This window comes from Shewanella chilikensis, assembly GCF_002836945.1.
GTDB classification, from domain to species: Bacteria; Pseudomonadota; Gammaproteobacteria; order Enterobacterales; family Shewanellaceae; genus Shewanella; species Shewanella chilikensis.
In genome coordinates this window covers 24,910-49,151 of sequence record NZ_NIJM01000011.1, presented here as the reverse complement: position 1 = coordinate 49,151, position 24,242 = coordinate 24,910, and the positions used below count along the sequence as shown (strand labels likewise).

Genomic DNA, 24,242 nt, shown 5'->3' with positions numbered 1-24,242 from the left:
TGAACCAAGATTATCTAAGAGGAAACCTTCATGGGTGGTATCAGTATTTGGCAACTTCTCATCATCGCGTTAATTGTAGTGCTGCTGTTCGGCACCAAGAAGCTGCGTTCACTGGGCGGCGACCTCGGCGGAGCAGTTAAGGGATTTAAAAATGCCATGTCCAGTGACGACGACAAGAAGGCCATAGAGGACACTTCTGCACAGAACACTCAGGCAGACCCAAAAGCACAGGCGACTGATAAGAAGCCTGAGTCCAAGGACAAAGAACAGGCGTAATTCCCTATGTTCGATGGTATCGGCTTTATGGAGCTGCTGCTCATCGGGGTATTGGGGCTGGTCGTTCTCGGCCCCGAACGTCTCCCGGTAGCGGTACGTTCAATTACCGGCTGGATCCGTGCCATGAAACGCATGGCTAATTCGGTCAAAGATGAACTTGAGCAGGAGCTCAAGATCGAGCAGTTACATGCAGACCTGAAGAAGGCCGAGAGTAAGGGCCTCAGCAATCTGTCTCCGGAACTGCAGGAATCTATCGATCAACTGAGAGAAGCGGCCCAATCGGTTAACCGCCCCTATCAGGTTGAAGACAGCAAATCTCCAGCCCAGGAATCCCCCAAGGCAGAAGCCGCTGTCGAGGAGAAAACACCTGCCACCGAGACGGCTCCCAAGCCGACAGGTACTGACACTAAATAATGGGTAACGCATGTCGCAACAGCAGCCATTAATCAGCCACTTGCTTGAACTGCGCACTAAACTGCTCAAAGCCATTGCAAGTGTGCTTATCGTGTTTATTGCCCTGGTTTACTGGGCCAATGATATCTATCACTATATGGCGATCCCATTGATGCAGTCATTGCCGGATACCGGCAGTATGATTGCAACGGATGTGGCCGCGCCGTTTTTTGCTCCCTTTAAACTAACACTGGTACTGTCTTTTTTCATTGCGGTGCCCTATGTGCTATTTCAGATCTGGTCCTTTGTCGCGCCCGGACTATATAAACATGAAAAACGTCTGGTAGTTCCGCTCTTATTCAGCAGTACTCTGCTGTTTTATTTGGGAATTGCCTTTGCCTACTATGTAGTGTTCCCGGTCGTATTCGGCTTCTTTACCAGTGTGGCTCCGGAAGGGGTTCAGGTCGCGACCGATATCAGCAGTTATCTGAGCTTTATTCTGAAGCTGTTCTTTGCCTTTGGTTTGGCATTCGAGATCCCGGTCGCCGTGATTTTGCTGTGCTGGGCCGGAGTCACTACTCCGGAAGACCTAAGAGCCAAACGCCCCTATATCGTTGTCGGTGCCTTTGTGGTGGGCATGATGCTGACACCGCCAGATGTCATCTCTCAGACTATGCTGGCCGTGCCAATGCTGTTATTGTTTGAAGGTGGACTCTTGGCTGCCCGTTTTTACAGCAAGGCTTCGGATGAATCAGACGAGGACGAAACCGAGGAAAAGCAGGCATAATCAGCAGGCAGCAAGGGTAATAACAAGAATAAAAGAAGGATGATATTCATGCGTTTAACCTGGATTGCTGCCTCTACTGCTGCACTGCTTTGTTTTCAGGCTCAGGCCGGAATCGAGCAGGAGTTGGCTCAATGTGCCTCCCTAACTGATAAACTCGACCGGCTCATCTGCTACGATGAGCTGGCTGCCAAAGTCTCTCATGTAAAAGCCCCCCAAGTTAGTCCTGCCGAAGTAACCACTGTGGTTGCCGCTGCGCCTGTAGCCAAGAGTGTCCAGGTCGATCCTGCGGCCGACTTCGGTGCCGATAACCTGGAATCCACTATCCAGGCCAGCAAGAAAAATGAAGTTGCGAAGATTTTCCTGACCATCAGCGAGGTCGAGAAAGACCCCTATGGCGCCCTCAAAATCAGCTTCAATAACGGTCAGGTTTGGAAACAGACCGACAGCCGCAATTTCCGCCTGAAATCCGGGCAGAAGGTTTATATCGAAAAAGCCGCCTTAGGCTCATTCCTGTTGGGAGCTGAAGGGCGCAACAGCACTATCAGGGTCAAACGTCTGCAGTGAATCAATACCTGGATATCGCTGTCAATTTGATTGGCAGCCACCTGGAACAAGATCTCAATCGAGTTATCAATGAAGCGGCAGGCGAAGGCGTCTCGCCGCTTATCATTATTGGCAGTCATCTGGATGAAAGCCGAAACTGCATCCAGGTTTGCCGGCAATATCCCCAAAAAGTCTACACTACAGCAGGTGTCCACCCTCATCATGCCAGCGAATGGCAAACGGAGAGCGCCGCAGAACTGAAGCTACTGGCCGGACAACCGGGCGTGGTTGCCATAGGGGAATGCGGCCTGGATTACAACAGAGACTTTTCGCCGCGCCAGCAGCAACGCCAGGCCTTTGAGGCCCAGTTGGCTCTGGCGGTAGAACTGCAATACCCGGTACTGATGCATCAGCGAGATGCCCATGATGATTTTCTGGCTATTCTGGATGACTATCTGGAAGCCCTGCCGGCGGCGCTGCTGCACTGTTTTACCGACGGCCCCAAACAGGCCGAAGACTATATTGCCAGGGATCTGTATTTGGGCGTAACAGGTTGGGTTTGTGACGAACGTCGGGGACAGGATCTGGTCAGCGCTCTCCCCTTAATCCCGGACAACAGATTATTACTGGAAACCGACAGTCCCTATCTACTACCACGCAGCATGCGGCCCAAGCCCAAATCCGGCCGCAATGAGCCCAAGTATCTGCCTTACATAGCCCAAGCTGTCGCCGACATCCGAGGTCAGTCGCTGGAGAGTCTTGCGCGCCAATGCTTTAGCAACAGCTTGCGTTTCTTTAAACTGGAGAGCATTCATGGCTAATGCCTACTCCATTCTATTGCTCTTCTTGAGTTTACTATCTCTCAGTCTTGCTGCCGAACCCAGAGTCGCGTTGTCGGCAACCGAAGGGCTGGATTTAGATCTACGCCCCAGCACCCGAGTCACAGAACAAGGCACTGATAGTCGCCTCAGCCAGATACAGAATTTACCGGATACCGCCTGGCACCCAGCCAATGACTACAACTTTATCGAAATGGGCGCCGATGGCCTCTGGTTCAACTTCAGCCTTTATGCCAAAGAGCCGGGCCATTTCAACAGAATACTAGCCTTCAATAACCCCAGTATGGACAAGCTGGAGATCTACCACTATGTCGATGGTCGTCTCCAACGTCAGCTAACTCTGGGAGATACCCAGGCCTTTGGCCACAGAAGCATATTAAGTACCAACTTCCTCTATGCCTTTCATATCAGGCAGCAGGAGCAGCACCAATTCTGGCTGAAATTGACCACTGCCGGCAGCAGCTATCTGCCTATCCACCTTTGGGAGCCATACGAGCTGCTACAAAGCCAGGAAACCCGCAATATGCTCAATGGCATACAGTTAGGCGCCCTGGCCGCTATAGGCTTGTTTGCATTGTTTATCGCCCTAACAACCCGCTCCTTTAGTTACAGCTATTACGCCGGCTATGTATTGACCATGACCTTATTGGTTGCTTGCATCAATGGCACGGCCTTTCGCTATCTTTGGCCCAATGTGCCGCAGCTGCAACAATATGTTATCCCTTCGTTGGTCCCTCTGGTTATCGCCTTTGGAATACTCTTTACCGAGAAGGTATTGCAGCTCAAGTACCACAGTATCCGTATGTTGAGAGCCTGTCGCTATACCGCGGCCAGCGCCATACTGCTGATGTTTGCCACTGTAGTGCTCGATTATGCGCTCGCCATCTATATCGAGATCATCTCAGTCATGTCTGTGAGCCTGATGCTACTGTTTTTCAGCATACTGCAGGCGATACGCGGCAATAAACTCGCCAAACTCTACACTGTCTCCTGGAGTGGCATGACGCTGGGGATCTTTGTCTCCTGCCTCATGTATCTGGGTCTTATCAAACTGCCCTTGATGCCCCAAACACCGGTGCTATTGGGACTCACCTTCGAGGTGGTGTTTATGGCGGCAGTACTGGCAATACGCTACAACGATGAACGCAAGGCCAAGCAAAGAATTCAGCAAGAAGCCCTGAAACAGGCGGAGCGAATCCGCGAAGCCAGGGAAGAAACCCTGAGAATGGAAGCCGAGAGCAACGAGAAGCTGGAACGTATGGTGCAGGAACGTACGCTGGAGCTGGAAATTGCGCTCAGAGAACTGAACGAAGCCAACCAGAAACTCACTGAGCAAGCCACCATAGATAGCCTTACCGGGGTCAAAAATCGCTCTACCTTCGACAAGCGTCTGCAGGCCGAAGGGCGCATCAGTCGACGGCAACAGACGTCGCTGGCGCTGCTGATGCTGGACATAGACAGATTCAAGACCATTAACGATACCCATGGCCATTTGGCCGGCGATCAAACCCTTAAGAGTATTGCCAATACCCTCAAGAATATCCTCAGGCGCCCAAGTGATCTGGTATCACGTTTTGGCGGTGAGGAGTTTGCTATTATATTGCCTAATACTGATACTAACGGGGCCCTGAGTGTGGCAGAACAGATACGTCACGCCATCTCGGCCTTGGATGTCAGTTGGGACAAACAAACAATCCCTCTGACCGCCAGTATCGGCGTCAGCGTCGCCATCATAGAGTCGGATATGCACATCACCCAATTGTTGGAGCAAGCCGACAAGGCGCTGTATCACGCCAAAAATTCAGGCAGGGATCGGGTCTACGCCTTTGATCCCGAGCAAGATACCCTTTCAGATCCAGCCAGGAGCCCAAAGTGAACATAATTACCAGTGCCTACCCACAGCGTCGTATGCGCCGTATGCGCAAGCATGAGTTCAGTCGCCGCCTGATGGCTGAGAACCAGTTGACGGTCAATGACCTCATCTACCCCATGTTTGTGCTCGAAGGTAACAAGCGTACCGAATCTGTAGCCTCCATGCCGGGCGTTGAGCGTTACAGCATAGATCTACTGCTCAAAGAAGCCGAAGAGCTGGTAGAGCTGGGGATCCCTTTGATTGCCCTCTTCCCGGTAACACCGGCGGAGAAAAAGTCTCTGATGGCCGAAGAAGCCTACAATCCTGACGGTTTGGTGCAAAGAGCCGTTCGTGAGCTCAAGGCAGAGTTCCCTCAATTGGGCGTGATGACAGATGTCGCACTGGATCCCTACACCACTCATGGCCAAGACGGGATCATAGATGAGACGGGTTACATCATTAATGACATCACCACAGAAATTTTGGTGAAACAGGCACTGTCCCACGCCGCAGCAGGTGCCGATATGGTAGCCCCTTCAGACATGATGGATGGTCGCATAGGTGCCATACGTCAGGCGCTCGAAGCTGCAGGCCACGTCAACACCCAGATTATGGCTTATAGCGCCAAGTATTCTTCCAACTACTATGGCCCCTTCCGCGATGCGGTCGGCTCTGCCGGCAACCTCAAAGGCGGCAACAAGCACAGCTATCAAATGGATCCGGCCAACTCGGACGAAGCATTGCATGAAGTCGCCCTGGACATTCAGGAAGGCGCCGATATGGTGATGGTGAAGCCAGGCATGCCTTATCTGGATATAGTGCGCAGAGTCAAAACCGAACTGGGTGTGCCGACTTTTGCCTATCAGGTCAGCGGTGAATACGCCATGCATATGGCAGCAATTCAAAACGGCTGGCTGGCAGAAAAAGCCATAGTGATGGAATCTTTGCTGTGCTTCAAACGTGCCGGCGCCGATGGCATTCTCACTTACTTTGCCAAGCAGGCCGCCCAATGGCTGAAAGACGCCAAGTAAATTGAACTCCAAAGCCGCCTTCAAGGCGGCTTTTTTGTATTTATACCATTCCCGGCAAGAATCCACTCCCTGGTTGAAAAACCTCTTTGTTCAGATCAAAATTATTTAGTGATCTTGCTAACATACATAGTGTTTGTCTCTTTGATATATCCCTCACCAATGTTTGAATCAGGGTATGGAGTCACCCCACCCGAGGTAGTATGATGCACCAGAATGTAAAAGCGTTACTCGCCACCACCGCGTTATTCTTCAGTTGCCAGGTTATGGCCAATGGCGGTTGTGGTTTCGAAGACAAACAGGAAGGCTTTATCGCCACCTGCAGCGAGGAGAAACAGGAAGTGATCTTAACGGGCGCAGTCGAAGCACAGAAACTGGTGACAGAATTACCCGAATTCAGCAGTGGCTATCAGAGTTATCAGGTAGAGACAGATGCCTTGGCTCCAATAAAAGCGGTCGATAAGGCCACAGAAATTGTCGTCATCATAGGCACCTGGTGCCCGGACTGCCACAGAGAAACACCGCGCTTTATCCGTATCATGGAGCAAGTGGCCAACCCTAATATCCAGGTGCGTTATATCGGGGTAGATCGCCAGAAACAGGATCCGGAAGGCTTGGCCGCCCAATATGACTTCCAGCGGATCCCAACCTTTATTGTACTTCAGGATGACAAAGAGATTGGCCGTATCGTTGAACGCCCGGAAGTCTCTCTGGAGCAGGATCTGGCCAAGATCCTCAAGTAATCTTTCAAGCCACTATGCCGCGTAACCTAAGGTGCACTAGGGCTGTAGCAACAAAAAAATGAGATAGTAAAAAGGACCTGGTTAAGGTCCTTTTTTAATTGTGCTTATTCTGCAGACTGCCGTTTGGCCAACATCTGCAACACCCCTTCACGCAAAGCGCCGCCGGATAAATGCAGTTGTTCAATACCCAGCAGCTCAAACAGCGCCAGCAAGATGGCAACACCGGATGTAAAGGTCGGTGCCCGCTCTGGAGCAAGGCCATCTATGCCATCCAGAGTTAAGCTCTCCTGAGCCAATAACTCCTGTTTCAGTGATTCCAACACCGCCAGAGTCAAAGTTTCCGACCTCTGCCTATGTTGCAACACTTCAACCACTGACTGCACTGCTCCGGAAGCGCCGACCACCGAATGCCAACCCAGCGCTTTCAAAGTCGATTTGTGTTCAGCCAAGGCCAGTTCCACCCTGGCTCGCACATCGTCAAAGTCCAGCGGTTGCAAGGGAGCAGAGGTGAAAAAGCATTGGTTGTAGGTGACACAGCCTATAGGCAGACTGGTTTTAAACAGCACCTTTTCACCGTCACCCACAATAAACTCGGTACTGGCACCACCTATATCTATCACCAGGCGTCGCCCTTCGCCATGAGTGGTCGCCACCATGCCTTGATAGATAAGTTCGGCTTCACGCATACCGCAGATGATCTCTATCGGGTGCCCTAATATTTGCAGGGCACGACGATTGAATTCATCGGCGTTGCTGATACAACGAAGGGTTGCTGTGGCAATGACTGCCACATTGACATCATCGACTTGATGTTCGACAAGCATATTGGAGAACATGGCCAGGCAATCGAGGCCACGTTCGAATGCCGCCAGATTGAGACTGCCATCAGCCTCAATTCCCTCGGCCAACCTCACCTTACGTTTGTACTTGGCGAGAACCTTGGGCTGGCCGCCGACGGTACGGGCAACCAGCATATTGAAGCTATTGGAGCCAAGAGTTATGGCAGCGTAGGCGGGTTTCGGCATTCAGGAATGTCTGCGAGTCCTGTCGTGACGAGGTGGACGACCACCGCTACGATGAGCTCCCTGAGGACGTCCCTGACCGCGATCACGGGTATTGCGCGGTCCGGCATGCTTACGATGGATACGAACCGGTGCTGGAATATCATCGAGCAAGGCTTCGGCATCATAAGAGGTTACCGGAATCGAGTGCTTGATATAGTCTTCGATAGCCGGCAGGTTGAGGGCGTATTCTTCACAGGCAAAGCTGACCGAAACCCCTTTGGCACCGGCACGGCCAGTACGACCGATACGGTGAACATAGTCTTCACAGTCATCAGGCAGGTCGAAGTTATAGACATGGGACACATCAGAAATATGCAGGCCACGGGCCGCTACGTCTGTGGCCACCAAAATATCCAGATCACCCTTGGTGAACAGCTCCAGGATCTTAAGGCGTTTCTTTTGTGGCACGTCACCGGTCAGTAGACCGACTCTGTGACCATCACCTTCGAGCCAACCCCAGAGGTTTTCACACTGATGTTTGGTATTGGCAAAGACTATCGCCTTATCCGGCCAATCTTCCTCTATCAGGGTAAGCAGCAGTGGGATCTTGTCTTTCATCGAAGGATAGAACAGCTCTTCCTTGATGTTTTTCGAAGTTTTCTCTTCCGGTGCAATTTCGACTTTGACCGGGTCATTCATATGGTCATAAGCCAGCTCCTGCACCTTCATCGACAGGGTAGCCGAGAACAGCATGTTGAGCCTGTCTTTGGCATCCGGCATGCGGCGGAACAGGAAGCGAATGTCTTTGATAAAGCCCAGATCAAACATACGATCCGCTTCATCCAACACTACGGCCTGAATAGCGCTGAGGTTGATAACCCCTTGACGCACGTAATCTATAATGCGCCCCGTAGTACCAATCAGGATATCCACGCCCTTGTCCAGCACCTTGCGCTGGACATCATAGCCTTCGCCGCCATAGACAATCCCCACCTTGAGTTTGGTGTGTTTGGACAGCAAGGTGGCATCTTTGGCTATCTGAATCGCCAGTTCCCGGGTTGGTGCCATGATGATGGCTCTGGGCTGATTAAGTTGGCGTTCGGCGGGAATGTCGGTGGAAAGTAAGTGGTTAAAAGTTGCTACCAGAAAGGCCAGGGTCTTGCCCGTACCTGTCTGCGCCTGACCGGCGATATCCTTGCCCTGCAAAAGTACCGGCAGGGAAAGTGCCTGAATAGGCGTACAATATTCGAAACCGTTTTCTGCAAGCGCCTGAATTACTTCAGGATGTAGTGGCAGTTCGGCAAGTTTTTGTTGAGATAAATGTGTTTCGCTCATAGCGCAAGCATACCAGTTAGGGTTGCAATAAGATACTCGATCGTTTGAAATAGCGACAAGAAAAAAACGGTGACTTGAATTGCCGTTAATCCAACCCAATATACAGGTTAAGCCATTAACAGACCAGTAATGGCAACCCAACTGGAGAACATCATGAGCGATAAAATTGTGTACCTGAGCGACGACAGCTTTGAAAACGACGTCCTGAAATCAGAACTGCCTGTATTGGTAGACTTCTGGGCCGAGTGGTGTGGCCCATGTAAAATGATCGCTCCCATCCTGGACGATGTTGCCGAAGAATACGCCGGCAAACTGACCATCGCCAAATTGAACATAGATCAAAATAACGCTTCACCTGTTAAATACGGTGTTCGCAGCATCCCTACTCTGTTGCTGTTCAAAAACGGTGAACTGGTTGCCAATCAGGTTGGCGCCCTGTCCAAGACTCAGTTGAAAGAGTTCATCGACGCCCAGATTTGATCACTCAAATCAAATAAGTGACACCCGGCACGCCCTAGAAATAAAAATGTGCCGGGTTCAGTTAAACTTCTGGACGCCCTGTCCTGATAGTGCTACTTTAATAACCAGATTCTTTCTACTAACCCACTTCTCGCTGTTCAATCAACATCCATCAAGTCCAATTTGAGAGATTGAGCGCGTAAGCTTTGTCGCGTGAAACAAGACCCACCAAAAATGAATTTAACTGAATTAAAAAACAAGTCTATTGCAGACTTAGTCGCACTGGCCGAAGAAATGAAGCTGGAGAATATGGCTCGTGCCCGCAAGCAGGATATCATCTTCTCTATATTGAAAGCCCATGCCAAGAGCGGTGAAGACATCTTCGGCGGCGGCGTTCTGGAAATACTTCAGGATGGATTTGGTTTCCTGCGCAGTGCCGATGGTTCGTATCTGGCCGGTCCCGATGATATTTATGTTTCTCCAAGCCAGATCCGTCGTTTCAACATGCGAACGGGTGACACCATTTTCGGCAAAATACGTCCCCCTAAAGAAGGCGAACGCTATTTTGCTCTGCTGAAAGTTAACGAAGTTAACTTCGACAAGCCTGAAAACTCTCGCAACAAGATCCTGTTTGAAAACCTTACCCCACTGCATGCAGAAGAACGTCTGCGTATGGAACGTGGTAACGGTTCCACCGAAGATATCACAGCCCGAATTCTGGATCTCTGCTCACCTGTGGGTAAGGGCCAGCGTGGGCTGATTGTTGCGCCACCCAAAGCCGGTAAGACTCTGCTGCTGCAGAACATTGCCCAATCAATCACCTACAACAACCCTGAAGTAGTGTTGATGGTGCTGCTGATCGACGAACGTCCTGAAGAAGTCACCGAAATGCAGCGTCTGGTTCAGGGTGAAGTGATCGCTTCCACCTTCGATGAGCCTGCAAGCCGTCACGTACAAGTTGCAGAGATGGTTATCGAAAAGGCCAAGCGCCTGGTTGAACACAAGAAAGACGTAGTGATTCTGCTGGACTCCATCACCCGTCTGGCTCGTGCTTACAACACGGTTGTGCCTTCATCCGGCAAGGTGCTGACAGGTGGTGTGGATGCCAACGCGCTGCACAGACCCAAGCGTTTCTTCGGTGCAGCCCGTAATATCGAAAACGGTGGCAGCCTGACTATTATCGCCACTGCGCTTATCGATACCGGCTCCAAGATGGACGAAGTGATTTACGAAGAGTTCAAGGGTACAGGTAACCAGGAACTGCATCTGTCACGCAAGGCCGCTGAAAAACGGGTATTCCCTGCCATTGACTTCAACCGCAGCGGTACCCGTCGTGAAGAGAAACTAACCACGCCGGATGAGCTGCAGAAGATGTGGATCCTGCGTAAGATCCTCAACCCTATGGATGAAGTCAGCGCGATGGAATTCTTGATCGACAAGTTGGCAATGACCAAGACCAATGAAGAGTTCTTCACTGCGATGAAACGCACCAAGTCTTGATGTAAAAGGCAACGGTCCCAATCGGACCGTTCCTGCTCTGACACCCATTAACACCATTCAGTCAAAGTTTGTTTAACTGAATGGTGTTATGTCAAACAAGTTGATTCTTACAAGTCGAGCGCCAAGATTTTCGAGCGGCGATGGTAGTTGTAAAGCTGCTTCTTCTTGCTAGGCAAAGCATCCACCTCCACCAATTCAAAACCATGTTCCAGGAACCAATGAATGCTGCGGGTCGTCAACGCGAATAACCTGGAATAACCACGTACCTTGGCCTGGCCTATAATGTTTTGCAGCAGCAAACTACCACGATCGGCATCGCGATAGTCAGGGTGTACCACCAAACAGGCAAATTCGCCGGCATTGTCCTCTTCAAAGGGATAAAGCGCCGCGCAGCCTATCACCAAGCCATCACGCTCAATCAGCATAAACTGCTCTATTTCTATCTCCAGTTGTTCGCGGGAGCGACGCACCAGGATACCCTGCTCTTCCAGCGGGCGGATCAGGTTGAGTATGCCGCCAATGTCGGCAATGGATGCGCGCCGTAAGCGCTCGGCACTCTCAGTGACTATCTGGGTACCTATACCTTCACGAGAAAACAATTCCTGCAACAGGGCACCATCTTCCAGATAGCTGACCAAATGGCAACGGGGTACGCCACTGCGACAGGCATCAATACTGGCCTTAAGAAACGCCATGGTGCCGACGCAACCTTCACCCTGGCCGGCCAGTTTATCGAGAATTTTCTGGGCATCGTTGGGCATCAGTTCGGCAATCACATCACCATTACGGTCCAAAATACCGTTCTGGGAGCTGAAGCCTATCATCTTGTCGGCTTTAAGCTTGATTGCTACTTGAGTCGCTACCTCTTCAGCGGTGAGATTAAAACTCTCGCCGGTGACCGAAGCTGCTATCGGCCCCATCAGGATGATGCAGTTATTTTCCAATTGCCGCTTAAGCCCTTGAACATCAATACGGCGCACCTTGCCGGAGAGGCAATAGTCAATGCCATTGTCGACCCCCAAAGGCTGGGCAATCACAAAATTACCGCTAACCACATTGATCTGAGCTCCCTGCATAGGTGTGTTCGACAAGCTCATGGACAACCTGGCAGTAATATCAAACTGCAAAGAACCAGCCACCTGCTTAATCAGCTTAAGAGTCGCTTCGTCGGTGATCCGTACACCTTGATGGTAGGCGGGCTCAATCTGATGATGAGCCAAGGATTCGTCTATCTGCGGCCGGGCGCCATAAACCAATACCACCTTGATCCCCAAGCTATGCAGCAAAGCAACATCATTGATGATGGAACGAAACTTAGGCTGAGCCAGTGCCTCCCCTCCTAACATCACAACAAATGTCTTACCCCTGTGGGCATTGACATAGGGAGCAGAATGACGAAAACCATCAACCAATTCTGTGGTACGCACCTTGGGATTTACCTCACACTCGTTAAAGCCGGCAGAAATGAATGCCACACCTGTGGCACGAACAACATAATAATGCATTTAAATTCACTTAAAAAGCATTTATTTGCAAATACGACCATTTCAACTCCTAACCATTCACATGCAGGACAAGCAATCTCCAAATACTTTTCCAAAGACAACTATCGAGTCAACATTCACAGCCAGGGTTCCAGTTATCGCAAAGAAAGGTATAGCAGGGATCTGTTGAGAATGTATGAACCCTCCAGCGACCCGGAACCTGCGCCATAAGGTTTGCTATCGTCGATGGGCAGATAGACAGGGCCCGCAACTCAGCCTTCCCAAACAAGAAACATTACAGGTAAGAGTTATAGATGCGGCGAATATAGAATCCAAAGTCAAACCCCAAGTGCCGACGTGCTGCCTGCGGGCTCGTACCTGGAAGGAGAGTTTCTGCAAATATCTAAACAACTGCCGCCCGATTATCAATTTTGAATTCAAACGCGGATCAAAATCAGGCTGATTGCTGTACCATATAGCCTCAGTTGCAGAGGCGATATCGAATAGGGCATCACAGCATCGGCCCGGTCTGATTGACATCGGCGACCGACATCTTTAAAACGTCAGCCAAGTTGGCGATAGCGCTACGAGACACAGCAAGGACACGGAACGATGGGACAGCTTATAGGAAATTTCTTCTCGGTAGTTTGGCGAGTTCTCGCTGCGGTTTTTGGTCACTGGCAAGCGCCGCCCTGGATGCATTGGTGCATAAAGCATCCCTTTAAAACCTTGGGAAGCCTACTGCTGCTATCTGTGCTGACTGTGCTTTGCTGGGGCGGCTGGTATTGGTATCAGCATTTACCCAAGCCCTATACCCTACACTATACGCTCAAGGCGCCGCAGCTAACCGATTACCACCAGGCCAAACCTCAGGTCGCTCCCTTGACCCTGACCTTCAGTGGTTCGGTCGCACCTTTGGACGTCATAGGCAAACCAGTCTCCAAAGGCGTCAGCCTCAGCCCCCAACTCGCCGGGCAGTGGCGCTGGGCCAGTGACAAGCATCTGCAATTTATTCCGGATAACGACTGGCCGATTGCGGAAAAGTTCGCGGTCAGCCTGGATAAGAAGCAGCTGCTGGCAGACCATATCTTACTGGATAAATACCAGAGCGAATTCAGCACAGCCGCCTTCACCGCCACCATCTCTGATGGGCGTCTGTACCAGGATCCGGCCCAGCCGAGTATTCAAAAGCTGGTCGCTACCCTGGCCTTCAGCCACCCGGTGGATACGACCTCGGTCAAACCCCAACTGGCGATATTGCTGAGCCCCGGCTTGACCTACAGCGGCAATGGCGATACCGAAGTCACCTTCGACGACAAGCATCTGTTCGCTTACATACATTCTCCTGCGCTCGCCACACCACTTGAGCAGAGCACTGTAACCCTGGAAGTCAGCAAAGGGATCCTGGCGGCCAGCGGCGGCAACAAGGCAGGCAAGAGCCAATGGCAAGTAGAGGTTCCCGGCCGTTATCAGCTGAGCTTTAAACAGGCTCAGGTCAACTTCGCCTACAACGACAAGGATGAACCCGAGCCGGTACTGACAATGGAAAGCTCACGTCCGGTCAACGACGAAGCGCTTCAAGGCAAGGTACATGCCTGGTTGCTGCCGCTGAAAAATCCCAAGGGAAGCCGTCACTGGTATCAGGAAAATGTCACCGAACAGGTGCTGGCCAAGGCCGACAAACTGACCTTGACCCAGATCCCCGGTGCCGAAGGCCTCAACCAGTTGCACAGCTTCAAGCTGAAAGCTCCGGTCGATCGCTACGTGGCGGTAATGGTGGATAAGGAAGTCGAAGGCCAAGGGGGTTATCTGTCCCGCGATGCCGTGCTGACTGTGCTGCGAATGCCGCAATACCCCAAGGCGCTCAATTTCCTCGGCGAAGGTTCCTTGCTGACTCTGGACGACGATCAACGCCTCGGCTATCTGGCCCGAGGGGTACAAAAGGTGCAGATTGAGGTCGCCCAGTTACTGCCTGATCAGCTCAATGCCCTGATAGATCAAAGCTCGGGCAGCTTTGCCGAGCCCTACCTCAACAACACAGATTTCGACCGTTTGGTCACCCGTCAGGTGTTCAAGCAACAGCTTGCCGGGCGCGATCCCAGCAAGACGCTCTACGGCAGCGTCGACCTCAAGCCCTTCTTCAAGGACAAGCGCGGCATCTTTGTGGTCAAGCTTACTCCGGCCGATGAAAGAGACAGCCAAACCTTCGACTATTACCAAACCGAGGCCCACGATCTGCGCTTTGTGGTCGTGACAGATCTGGGCATACTCGCCAAACGCAGCCGTGATGGCAGCCAGGATCTATTCGTGCAATCCCTCGGCAAGGGGACTCCGGTGGCAGGAGCCCGGGTGGCCGTCATCGGCCGCAACGGTTTGCCGGTAGCCGAGGCTTTAACCGATGAACGCGGTCATGCAAGCTTTGCCAAGCTTGGCGATCTGCGCCGGGAAAAGACCCCGCTCTACTATCGGGTCGAAAAGGATGGCGATCTCTCCTTCTTACCTTTGGCTGATTGGCGTCGCCAGCTCAATCTGTCCCGTTTCGACACCGGCGGCAGCTATGAAAGCGACGATCCCGGCGCCCTGAGAGCCTACCTCTTCACCGACCGCGGGCTGTATCGCCCCGGTGAGACGGCTCATATCGCCAGTTTGGTGCGGGGGCAGGACTGGAGTACCGCCCTGGGTGGCCTGCCGGTGAAAATGCAGATCACCGACCCCCGCGGGGTAACCGTGCTGGATCGCACCTTCAAACTCGATGGCAGCGGCTTTGACAGCCTGGACTTCAGCGCCGGTGAAACCGCGGTTGCCGGTGACTATCTCGCCACTCTGTCCCTCATCAAAGACAGATACCGCCTCACGCGTCTTGGTGATGTCACCTTCAAGGTGCGCGACTTCGAGCCGGATCGTATCAAGGTGCGAGTCTATTTGGGCACCGACTTGGGCACCGACAAGCAGTTTGAAGGCTGGCGCACGCCGCAGCAACTCAAGGCCGAGGTCTTGGCCGAGCAACTCTTCGGCGGCCCGGCGAGCGATCGCCGAGTCAGCGGCGAGATGGTGCTGTCACCAACCGATATCAGCTTCAAAGCCTGGCCAGGCTATCGTTTTGGGGTATTGGGCAAGCTCAAGGAATCGTTCCGCGAAGACTTGAGCGAAACCACCACAGACGGCGAAGGCAAGGCCAGCCTGGACTTGGCGCTGGACCGCTTTGCCGGCAGCACCTACAAGCTGCACTTGCTGGCTCGGGTATTTGAAGCCGGTTCAGGCCACGGTGTCAGCGCCCAAGACCAGCTACTGGTATCCGATGCCGACTGGTTACTGGGCTACAAGAGCGATGGCGATCTGGACTTCATCAGCAAAGACGGCAAGCGTGTGCTCAACCTGCAAGCCGTTGGCCAGGACCTTCAAGGTGTGGCTACTGAGCTCAAAGTCGAGCGTATCGCCCGGCGCTGGGTGTCTGTGTTGGTGAAACAGAATGACGGCACCTACCGCTATGAATCGCGCCGCAAAGACAAACTGCTGGGCAGCACTGCCCTGAGTCTGGCCGCAAGCGGTGGCCAATTGGAACTCGACACCAGGGAGCCGGGTGACTACCGCCTGAGACTGCTGGATGCAAACGGCCGCCAGTTGAACCAAATAGATTACAGCGTTGCCGGCAGCGGCAACGCCAGTCGCACGCTGGAGCGCAACGCCGAGCTGGAACTGACGCTAAACAAGGCGGAATATCTGCCGGGTGAAAGCATTCAGGTAGCGATCCAGGCCCCTTACAGCGGTGCCGGACTCATCACCATAGAGAGAGACAAGGTTTACGCCTTCAAATGGTTCAAGGCCGACAGCACCCGTTCGTTGCAAAGCATTACCCTGCCGCAAGGCATTGAGGGCAATGCTTATATCAATGTGCAGTTCCTGCGGGCACCGGACTCGGAAGAAGTCTTCATGAGCCCGCTGTCCTATGCCGTGAAACCCTTTAAGGTGGATCTAGGTGAGCGGCGTCAGGCCATCGCCCTGAGCCTGCCGGAAAAGGTTAAACCCGGGACGCAACTGGATATCGACCTCAAGCTGCCAAGCAAAGCCAGAGTCGTGGTATTCGGGGTTGATGCCGGTATTTTGCAGGTGGCCCGCTATGAAGCGCCGGATCCACTGGCGCACTTCTTCGACAAGAAGGCTCTCAGCGTAGATTCGAGCCAAATTCTCGACCTGCTGCTGCCGGATCTCAAGGTGCTGATGCGCCAGGCCGCACCCGGAGGTGACGCCGCCGCGCTGCTGGCAGCCAACCTCAACCCCTTCAAGCGCAAACGCGCCAAGCCTGTGGTCTACTGGTCGGGTATTCGTGAGTTGGCCGCCGGAAAGCAGCGGCTGCAATATACAGTGCCCGACAGCTTCAACGGCAGTATCCGCTTCTTTGCCGTCAGTGCCACCGAGAGCGGCATAGGCACCAGCGAGGCCAGTGTCGCGGTTAAGGCGCCTGTGGTGATGAGCCCCAATGTGCCGGCATTCCTGGCACCCGGCGACAGCGCCGATGTGACTGTGGGGCTCTATAACACAGAAGCCGAGGCGCAGGATGTTACCCTGACCCTCAACCTGAGCGGCGCCCTTCGTAGCGACCTGCAACCGCAGCAGTTCCATATCGAACCGGGCCGTGAGGCCACGGCGCACTTTGCCGTCAAGGCAGGTGAAAATCTGGGTCAAGGGGAGCTCCACTGGAAGCTGGCCACCAGCGAAGGCGAGCTCAAGATCAGCGAGAGCATCTCGGTACGGCCGTTAACGCCCCACCGGTTGACCCTGGCCACGGCTGTGCTCGACCGCTCCGAAGCCAAGCTCAAACTTGACCGTCAGCTGTTTACGCCGTTCAGCAAGGTGGAAGCGGCCCTTGGCAACAGCCCGCTGGTTTGGGCTCAGGGGCTGAGCCACTATCTGGACAACTATCCTCACGCCTGTACCGAGCAGTTGGTATCCAAAGCCGTACCGGCACTGCTGCTGGGCAAGCCCCAGGATAATCTCAATGACTTTAACCAACTCATTGGCCAGTTGCGTAGCCGCCAGAACAGCAGCGGCGGCTTCGGTCTCTGGGCCGCCAACCCGATAGTCGAGCCTATGGTGGCCTTGTATGTGGTAGACATGCTGCTGGACGCCAAGGCCCAGGGTTACCCCGTGCCCCAGGATCTACTGGACAAGGCCAACAGCTATCTATCGAGCGTGAGCTCCGGCCCCAGCAGCGGCCTGGATGAGCTGCGCGAGCGTGCCTATGGCGCGTATCTGCTGGCCCGCCAGGGCGTGCAGGTTAGCGGCGCCCTGGCCGACATCCGCGAGCGTTTGCAGCGCTACTATCCCAAAGATTGGCAAGCAGACATCGCCAGTGCCTGGCTGGCCGCCAGCTTTACCCTGATGCAGCAGCAACAGTTGGCCGAGCCGCTGTGGCAGGCGCAGAAGTGGCAGCTGCTTGAGGACAAGCCCCAGCGCCTCGGCCTCTACCTGGATCCCATGGTGCACGATGCCCAGCTGCTGACACTCATCGCCCGTCAGGCGCCACAGCGCCTGGATGACCTGCCGGAACAGTTGCTGCCGCGCATGGGCCAGTGGCTCAGCGAGCAGCGTTATAGCTCGCTGTCTGCCGGTACTCTGGTGCGGGCGCTGACCGCTCTGGATAACTCCCGCGGCGATCAGGGGCTGTCCATGCAAGCACTGGTCGATAAGGCCTGGCAGGCACTGAGTCTACCCAAGGCTAAGCTGCCCCTCGGCAGTGAAGAGGTGAAATACCAGAAAACCGGCACTAATGATGCCTTCTATCTTCTCAGCCAGCAGGGATTTGACCAAAGCCCGGCCAAGCCTTTCAGCCAAGGGCTGGAGGTGAGCCGCGACTATCTGACCCTGGAACAGCAACCTCTTGGCAAGGTCAAGGTCGGGGATGAATTCCTGGTCAGGCTGCGGCTGCGCTCCACAGATATGGACAAGTTGCAGCAGGTGGTCGTTATAGATCTGCTGCCCGGCGGCGTGGAGCCGGTTTATCGTGACAAGGATGACAGCTTCGACGGCTGGCAGCCGCCTGTAGGCATGGCTCAGCACAGCGACTGGTCGCCACAGTGGCTCAATGTACGCGAAGACCGCTTGGTGCTCTACGGTACCGCCTGGCGCGATGCCAAAACCTTTGTCTACAAGGTACGGGCCACCAATGTCGGCCAGTTCCAGGTGCCGCCCGCCTACGCCGAGGGGCTGTATGATCCCCTGATTCAGGCTCAGGGCCCAAGTGGTGAGTTGGTGATCGAAGCGCCATGAAACGCCGCTATTTGTGCCTGCTGGCCCTGGCAGCCTTGCTGCTGGGGCTGAGACTCTGGCCGGCACAACCTTTTTCAAAGCTGGCGCCCAGTTCCCGCATGGTGTTGGCCGCCGATGGCAGTCTGCTGCGGCTGACGCTGGCCAGTGATGGCCAGTATCGGCTCTGGCAACCCCTGGAAGGGGTTTCAGACAACATGGTGCAAGCCATCTTGCTCAAGGAAGACCGCTATTTTTACTTCCATCCCGGTATCAACCCGGCGGCCACCGCCAGGGCGATAGTCGCTACCTATCTTAAGGATGATCGCCAGGGCGCTTCGACCCTGACCATGCAACTGGCCCGGCGGGTTTACAACATCAACAGCCGCCAGGTTGCCGGGAAACTGCAGCAGATGCTGGCGGCGCTCTGGCTGGAACTGCGTTACTCCAAGCATGATATTCTCGAGGCCTATCTCAATCTGGCGCCCATGGGCGGCAATATTGAAGGTGTTGGCGCTGCCAGCCGCATCTACTTTCATAAAGACGCCGGTGAGCTGTCACTCAGTGAAGCCCTCAGCCTGGCGGTCATGCCGCAAAGCCCGGCGCGCCGCGCCCGCTTCGGTGCCGACTTTCAGGATGCCCGCGACCGTCTGGCGTTGCTCTGGCAACAAAGCTATCGCGACGATCCCCGCAACAACGGCCTGTTGACCCTCACCGCCATCGGCCATGATCGCACTGAGCTGCCATTTCTGGCGCCGCATTTCAGCCGCCGCCTGCTGCGGGATAATAGTGACACCCAAATTCACAGCACTCTGGACGTCAGCCTGCAGACCTTGCTGGAGCGGCGCCTTGGGCTGTATATCGAAAGCCAGCGCCATCTGGGGGTAAAGAATGCCGCCGCAATCCTGGTGGACAGCCGCGATCAGAGCATCAAAGCCTGGATAGGCTCGGCAGACTTCTTCGATACCGATATCCAAGGCCAGGTGGACGGCGTCAGCGCCCGCCGCTCGCCGGGTTCAACCCTGAAGCCATTTCTGTTTGGCCTGAGCATAGATCAGGGGCTCATACACCCGCTGAGCATACTCAAGGATGCACCCACCGCCTTTGGCAGTTTCCAACCGGAGAACTTTGACCACAGATTTACCGGCCCCATCAGCGCCCACGATGCCCTGGTCAAGAGCCGCAATCTGCCGGCGGTGTGGCTGGCAGGACAAGTGAACCAACCCAATCTCTACGGCTTCCTGCGCCAGGCCGGTATTCAGGGGCTCAGGGGTGAAAGTCATTATGGTTTATCCCTGGCGCTGGGCGGCGGTGAGCTGACCATGGCGGAGCTGGCGCGGCTGTACCTGATGCTGGCGAGCCAGGGCCACGACTATCCGCTGCGGGATCAACAAAGCCAGCCCATCAGTCCGCAAGGAAAGAGGTTGCTGAGCCCTGCCGCCGCCTTTATGGTGCGGGACATACTCAAGGACAACCCCCGCGCCGACGGCCTGCCCGGCAGCAACTGGACAGTGGCCTGGAAAACAGGTACCTCCTGGGGATATCGCGATGCCTGGAGCGCCGGTATCACAGGCCCCTATGTGTTGGTGGTCTGGGTGGGTAACTTCGACGCCACCCCCAACCCGGCCTTTGTCGGCGTCCGTACCGCCGGGCCCCTGTTCTTCGCCCTCAGCGATGCCTTGCAGGGCGCGCTGCCCGGCACGGCCGACATGGCCAACACGCCGCCGGATACAGTGAAAAAGGTGGCCTTCTGCGCCGCCTCCGGCGAACTGCCCAACCCTTGGTGCCCCAAATTGGTCGATGGCTGGTATATCCCGGGAGTTTCCCCCATCAAGGTCTCCAACTTGCATCGCCCCGTGTGGCTGGATAACAAAACCGGCGCCGCCGTCTGCCCGCCCTACGACTCGGCAATTCACCACCAGGAGGTGTTTGCCTTCTGGCCGTCAGACTTGGCGGCCCTGTTCGAGCAGGCAGGTTTACCCCGCAGGAGGCCGCCGGAGCTTCCGGCCGCCTGCAGCCAAAGAGTCGCGGTCAGCTACTCGGCCCCGCTTATCCGCTCCCCCTTGAAAGGCGTCACCTACAGCCTGCGCCAAAGCGTGGCCAATGAACACATAGCCCTCAAGGCCGACGCCGCCTCCGACAGCCAAATACTCTACTGGTTTGCCGGTAACAGCCTGCTCGGCCAGAGCCTGCCGGGCCAAACCCTGGAATGGCGCCCACCCAGAGCCGGACGCTTCCAACTGTCGGTCAGCGACGACAAAGGCCGCAGCGCCAGCAGACTACTGCGAGTAGATATGCTGCCTTGAGCCGGGCCGCTATTTAGATCACCTCAGTTTCGACCTCTTCAGCCCCACAAATGCAGGACGTTCGGATTTTGCTGGGGTTGTACAGTAAAGAAATACACTTTATCCCCGTGGATGCGGGGAACTCGACTATAGCTAGCAACTGTAATGAACCCGTTACGGTTTATCCCCGTGGGTGCGGGGAACTCTCTCCGAACGGCGTCAGAAGATCGTCAAGCATCGGTTTATCCCCGTGGGTGCGGGGAACTCTCAACCTATGCCAAGCAGGGCGCTATTCCCGGAGGTTTATCCCCGTGGGTGCGGGGAACTCGGTAGCTCGTTGAAGCGGCCATCTTCGTGGTACGGTTTATCCCCGTGGGTGCGGGGAACTCATTAATCCGGCCACTTATCACCCCCAATTACGCGGTTTATCCCCGTGGGTGCGGGGAACTCTCGTCACGTCCACATTGGCGTATGACGCGAGGCGGTTTATCCCCGTGGGTGCGGGGAACTCATCTTCATTCGATGTTCCGAAAAATAAACAGGCGGTTTATCCCCGTGGGTGCGGGGAACTCTAGGACATCTAGATTTAGATAAAAGATCTAAAGGGTTTATCCCCGTGGGTGCGGGGAACTCGGTCTCAGCCGCGGCGACTGCCAGCAATTCGGCGGTTTATCCCCGTGGGTGCGGGGAACTCTCTAACAACGGCTATTGCTGTATAAATACATCCGGTTTATCCCCGTGGGTGCGGGGAACTCTGTTGATATGGATTTACTACATCCTGTTTCAGCGGTTTATCCCCGTGGGTGCGGGGAACTCATGCAGCTGGCATTGTTGCAACTTTGTTTGCGCGGTTTATCCCCGTGGGTGCGGGGAACTCACCCGCATCGTAACCTGATTCGATAGCAGCAGCGGTTTATCCCCGTGGGTGCGGGGAACTCAAAAAATAAGGGGCAGGTATGTTCGATAAAGCCGGTTTATCCCCGTGGGTGCGGGGAACTCATATCAAGCGGCCGGAACATCTTGCCGGCACCCGGTTTATCCCCGTGGGTGCGGGGAACTCCACGTTGCGGCGATGCTCCGCCATGATGTCACCGGTTTATCCCCGTGGGTGCGGGGAACTCATCCACTTAATCACTGGGTTGCCTATGCAATACGGTTTATCCCCGTGGGTGCGGGGAACTCTCCGTCTGCCTGATAAGCCGACAGCAGAAGACCGGTTTATCCCCGTGGGTGCGGGGAACTCAATTCAAGCTGAAAACGGCCATAGCCTGGAGCCGGTTTATCCCCGTGGGTGCGGGGAACTCGCGGATAGGTACGGGCTGAAACAACACACCGAACGGTTTATCCCCGTGGGTGCGGGGAACTCGTTTACAGCCTTGCGGTGAGCTACGTTTTCAGCCGGTTTATCCCCGTGGGTGCGGGGAACTCGCAACACGGTCAATTTCGACCTGAACCATGGCCGGTTTATCCCCGTGGGTGCGGGGAACTCCTGCACTTGGTCGCCAAACTCATCGACCATGGCGGTTTATCCCCGTGGGTGCGGGGAACTCACTATGTAGCTGATAGAGACCAGGTCACGAGCCGGTTTATCCCCGTGGGTGCGGGGAACTCTCTATCTGGGCGCCGTCATCAATGGCCTGGTGCGGTTTATCCCCGTGGGTGCGGGGAACTCTCAAAGCGTTGCGCTCTGCCTCGAATTGTCGCCGGTTTATCCCCGTGGGTGCGGGGAACTCTTTATTTTAGGCGGCACAAAAAAGCCCGCGAACGGTTTATCCCCGTGGGTGCGGGGAACTCCTGATTTCACCAAACCGCAGCAGACTCTCTCGCGGTTTATCCCCGTGGGTGCGGGGAACTCACCTGCAATATTGAAATGGACATTTGTTTCTCCGGTTTATCCCCGTGGGTGCGGGGAACTCGATCGCGTGGTGTTTATCCGCGGCCGTATCGGCGGTTTATCCCCGTGGGTGCGGGGAACTCCAGCAGCAAAAATATCAGCCATAATTGGCCTCCGGTTTATCCCCGTGGGTGCGGGGAACTCGGCTGGGAACCAGTACAGGCCACACAAGCGGGCGGTTTATCCCCGTGGGTGCGGGGAACTCATATTTACTGGTTTAATTCTAGCACTGGAGCGCGGTTTATCCCCGTGGGTGCGGGGAACTCTCTTGGTAAATACTATTGTTTTTTAAGCGATTTTTCACTTAAAAATATTCACCAACTTTTTAGGCTATTATTCCAAGTTGTTAAAGAGCAATATTTTGTTATTTTTCAGTTGGATAAAATGAGACCAGTCGCAGACCATCCAAATCCACCGGCATACGACGATTCTCACCCAAGGTTTGAAATTCAAATCCTGATTCTGTATTGGTGGCCCAGGCCATCACCACATTGCCTTCCTCTGCCAATTCACTGATTTGATACCAAATCATTTCCCTCACCTTGCGGGAGGTGTCACCCACATAAACCCCGGCACGCACCTCCAGTAACCAGATGGCCAAACGACCACGTAAGCGAGGCGGTACATTTTCGGTCACCACAACCAACAGACTCATAGTTACTGGCTCCTGTGTCCTTGTTCTCCCAACGGTTTCGGCTCTGGTATAGCAATGGGCTGGGCATCCTTTGGAGTTGGAGGCGGCTCAATTTCACCGGCTGCCAGTACCTCCTCGATAAGGGGGATCAAACGGTTAAGCACCTTATCGTTACGAAAAATTTCCCGGCAGGCGATGCGCACCTGCCGCTCTGGCTCGCGCGGATTTTGCTTGGCAATGGCAAAGGCTTTAGGCACTACGCTGTCAAACTTGATGATATCGGCTATGTCGTAAACAAATGAAAGTGGTTTACCACTGTGAATAAATCCGATTGCCGGTGCATATCCAGCCGCCAAAATCGCGGCCTCGGTAATACCATACAGGCAGGAGGTTGCTGCACTGATACATTGATTGACCTTATCACCGCGGTTCCAGTCTTTAGGATCATAACGGCGGCCGTGCCAAGGTACACCATACTGTTGCGCCAGCATTTTATAGGTAGCCTTTACCCGCCCGCCCTCAATACCGCGCAACTGTTCCACTGAGCGGCGGCTGGGTGCCGGTTCGCCAAAACGCAGTTCAAACATCTTGCGTACCACTTTTAAACGTAACTCTTCATCCAGGGCCAATTTGGCCTGATAAAGCAGCTTATCGGAACGCGCTCCTCCGGGTTGGCCACTGGCGTATAGCCTGACACCGGCTTCGCCCACCCACACCAACAGAGTGCCTACCGCAGCAGCAAGCTTAGCAGCCGCATGAGAAACGCGGGTGCCCGGCTCCAGCATGATGCAAGCCACTGAGCCCACTGGGATATGGGTACGAATGCCGTTTTTATCCACCAGCACAAAAGCACCATCAATTACATCAATCTGCCCATATTGCAAAAAGATCATCGAGACTCTGTCTTTCATGGGGATGGGCTGCAGTGGAATAAACGGCATAA

Annotated in this window: 17 protein-coding genes and 1 CRISPR repeat array; of the genes, 12 read left to right on the top strand and 5 right to left on the bottom strand. The window is 54.3% G+C overall.

The window, feature by feature from the left end:
* The first annotated feature begins 30 nt into the window (after positions 1 to 30).
* From tatA to CX651_RS05965, 8 genes are all read left to right on the top strand, one after another.
* A complete protein-coding gene (gene tatA / locus CX651_RS06000; RefSeq protein ID WP_101054667.1) occupies positions 31 to 276 on the top strand; it encodes a Sec-independent protein translocase subunit TatA in 246 nt (81 codons plus the stop codon).
* 6 nt (positions 277 to 282) lie between these two features.
* Positions 283 to 690 (top strand): Sec-independent protein translocase protein TatB, encoded by a 408-nt coding sequence (gene tatB / locus CX651_RS05995; protein WP_071475672.1) that lies wholly within the window; start codon positions 283 to 285, stop codon positions 688 to 690.
* A gap of 10 nt (positions 691 to 700) precedes the next feature.
* Positions 701 to 1,456, top strand: coding sequence for a twin-arginine translocase subunit TatC (gene tatC, locus CX651_RS05990; protein WP_039034057.1), 756 nt, complete (start codon positions 701 to 703; stop codon positions 1,454 to 1,456).
* 48 nt (positions 1,457 to 1,504) lie between these two features.
* The gene (locus CX651_RS05985; protein ID WP_101054664.1) at positions 1,505 to 2,020 is read left to right on the top strand and encodes a hypothetical protein; all 516 of its coding nucleotides are present in this window, start codon (positions 1,505 to 1,507) and stop codon (positions 2,018 to 2,020) included.
* On the top strand, positions 2,017 to 2,820 hold the full coding sequence (locus CX651_RS05980; RefSeq protein WP_101054661.1) for a TatD family hydrolase: 804 nt from the start codon (positions 2,017 to 2,019) through the stop codon (positions 2,818 to 2,820). Before CX651_RS05985 ends, CX651_RS05980 begins: the two co-directional genes overlap by 4 nt.
* Positions 2,813 to 4,714 (top strand): sensor domain-containing diguanylate cyclase, encoded by a 1,902-nt coding sequence (locus CX651_RS05975; RefSeq protein WP_101054658.1) that lies wholly within the window; start codon positions 2,813 to 2,815, stop codon positions 4,712 to 4,714. Before CX651_RS05980 ends, CX651_RS05975 begins: the two co-directional genes overlap by 8 nt.
* The gene (gene hemB, locus CX651_RS05970) at positions 4,711 to 5,721 is read left to right on the top strand and encodes a porphobilinogen synthase (protein WP_101054656.1); all 1,011 of its coding nucleotides are present in this window, start codon (positions 4,711 to 4,713) and stop codon (positions 5,719 to 5,721) included. The genes CX651_RS05975 and hemB overlap by 4 nt, the downstream gene beginning before the upstream one ends.
* 203 nt (positions 5,722 to 5,924) lie before the next feature.
* A complete protein-coding gene (locus CX651_RS05965) occupies positions 5,925 to 6,461 on the top strand; it encodes a thioredoxin family protein (protein ID WP_101054773.1) in 537 nt (178 codons plus the stop codon).
* A gap of 104 nt (positions 6,462 to 6,565) precedes the next feature.
* Here CX651_RS05965 and CX651_RS05960 read toward each other — a convergent pair whose 3' ends face one another.
* A complete protein-coding gene (locus CX651_RS05960; RefSeq protein ID WP_101054653.1) occupies positions 6,566 to 7,486 on the bottom strand; it encodes a Ppx/GppA phosphatase family protein in 921 nt (306 codons plus the stop codon).
* Positions 7,487 to 8,800 carry an ATP-dependent RNA helicase RhlB gene (gene rhlB, locus CX651_RS05955; RefSeq protein ID WP_101054649.1) on the bottom strand — a complete coding sequence of 438 codons (1,314 nt, stop codon included), beginning with the start codon at positions 8,798 to 8,800 and terminating at the stop codon, positions 7,487 to 7,489.
* Between the two features lie 153 nt (positions 8,801 to 8,953).
* Between rhlB and trxA the strand changes: the two genes are divergently transcribed.
* Together trxA and rho are read left to right on the top strand one after the other, a co-directional pair.
* Positions 8,954 to 9,280 carry a thioredoxin TrxA gene (gene trxA, locus CX651_RS05950; RefSeq protein WP_025011563.1) on the top strand — a complete coding sequence of 109 codons (327 nt, stop codon included), beginning with the start codon at positions 8,954 to 8,956 and terminating at the stop codon, positions 9,278 to 9,280.
* Positions 9,281 to 9,493: 213 nt separating this feature from the next.
* The gene (gene rho / locus CX651_RS05945; RefSeq protein WP_025011562.1) at positions 9,494 to 10,759 is read left to right on the top strand and encodes a transcription termination factor Rho; all 1,266 of its coding nucleotides are present in this window, start codon (positions 9,494 to 9,496) and stop codon (positions 10,757 to 10,759) included.
* A gap of 107 nt (positions 10,760 to 10,866) precedes the next feature.
* Here rho and argA read toward each other — a convergent pair whose 3' ends face one another.
* Complete coding sequence (gene argA, locus CX651_RS05940; protein ID WP_101054770.1) at positions 10,867 to 12,186, bottom strand: amino-acid N-acetyltransferase; 1,320 nt, start codon at positions 12,184 to 12,186, stop codon at positions 10,867 to 10,869.
* 669 nt (positions 12,187 to 12,855) lie between these two features.
* Here argA and CX651_RS05935 point away from each other — a divergent pair.
* Both CX651_RS05935 and pbpC read left to right on the top strand, forming a co-directional pair.
* A complete protein-coding gene (locus CX651_RS05935; protein ID WP_101054645.1) occupies positions 12,856 to 18,510 on the top strand; it encodes an alpha-2-macroglobulin family protein in 5,655 nt (1,884 codons plus the stop codon).
* Complete coding sequence (pbpC, locus tag CX651_RS05930; RefSeq protein ID WP_101054642.1) at positions 18,507 to 20,792, top strand: penicillin-binding protein 1C; 2,286 nt, start codon at positions 18,507 to 18,509, stop codon at positions 20,790 to 20,792. The genes CX651_RS05935 and pbpC overlap by 4 nt, the downstream gene beginning before the upstream one ends.
* A 95-nt stretch (positions 20,793 to 20,887) precedes the next feature.
* Positions 20,888 to 22,931: direct repeats of the CRISPR family, unit length 29 nt; unit sequence CGGTTTATCCCCGTGGGTGCGGGGAACTC.
* Between the two features lie 98 nt (positions 22,932 to 23,029).
* Here the strand turns inward: pbpC and cas2e are convergent.
* Positions 23,030 to 23,320 (bottom strand): type I-E CRISPR-associated endoribonuclease Cas2e, encoded by a 291-nt coding sequence (cas2e, locus tag CX651_RS05925; RefSeq protein ID WP_039034047.1) that lies wholly within the window; start codon positions 23,318 to 23,320, stop codon positions 23,030 to 23,032.
* Positions 23,321 to 23,322: 2 nt separating this feature from the next.
* A complete protein-coding gene (cas1e, locus tag CX651_RS05920; protein WP_101054639.1) occupies positions 23,323 to 24,240 on the bottom strand; it encodes a type I-E CRISPR-associated endonuclease Cas1e in 918 nt (305 codons plus the stop codon).
* Positions 24,241 to 24,242: the final 2 nt, after the last annotated feature.

Excerpts from the sequence above, each read along its gene's own strand:
- tatA (WP_101054667.1), top strand. The coding sequence starts at position 31 with ATGGGTGGTATCAGTATTTGGCAACTTCTCATCATCGCGTTAATTGTA.
- tatB (WP_071475672.1), top strand. The coding sequence starts at position 283 with ATGTTCGATGGTATCGGCTTTATGGAGCTGCTGCTCATCGGGGTATTG.
- tatC (WP_039034057.1), top strand. The coding sequence starts at position 701 with ATGTCGCAACAGCAGCCATTAATCAGCCACTTGCTTGAACTGCGCACT.
- CX651_RS05985 (WP_101054664.1), top strand. The coding sequence starts at position 1,505 with ATGCGTTTAACCTGGATTGCTGCCTCTACTGCTGCACTGCTTTGTTTT.
- CX651_RS05975 (WP_101054658.1), top strand. The coding sequence starts at position 2,813 with ATGGCTAATGCCTACTCCATTCTATTGCTCTTCTTGAGTTTACTATCT.
- CX651_RS05965 (WP_101054773.1), top strand. The coding sequence starts at position 5,925 with ATGCACCAGAATGTAAAAGCGTTACTCGCCACCACCGCGTTATTCTTC.
- CX651_RS05960 (WP_101054653.1), bottom strand. The coding sequence starts at position 7,486 with ATGCCGAAACCCGCCTACGCTGCCATAACTCTTGGCTCCAATAGCTTC.
- rhlB (WP_101054649.1), bottom strand. The coding sequence starts at position 8,800 with ATGAGCGAAACACATTTATCTCAACAAAAACTTGCCGAACTGCCACTA.
- trxA (WP_025011563.1), top strand. The coding sequence starts at position 8,954 with ATGAGCGATAAAATTGTGTACCTGAGCGACGACAGCTTTGAAAACGAC.
- rho (WP_025011562.1), top strand. The coding sequence starts at position 9,494 with ATGAATTTAACTGAATTAAAAAACAAGTCTATTGCAGACTTAGTCGCA.
- CX651_RS05935 (WP_101054645.1), top strand. The coding sequence starts at position 12,856 with ATGGGACAGCTTATAGGAAATTTCTTCTCGGTAGTTTGGCGAGTTCTC.
- pbpC (WP_101054642.1), top strand. The coding sequence starts at position 18,507 with ATGAAACGCCGCTATTTGTGCCTGCTGGCCCTGGCAGCCTTGCTGCTG.
- cas2e (WP_039034047.1), bottom strand. The coding sequence starts at position 23,320 with ATGAGTCTGTTGGTTGTGGTGACCGAAAATGTACCGCCTCGCTTACGT.
- cas1e (WP_101054639.1), bottom strand. The coding sequence starts at position 24,240 with ATGCCGTTTATTCCACTGCAGCCCATCCCCATGAAAGACAGAGTCTCG.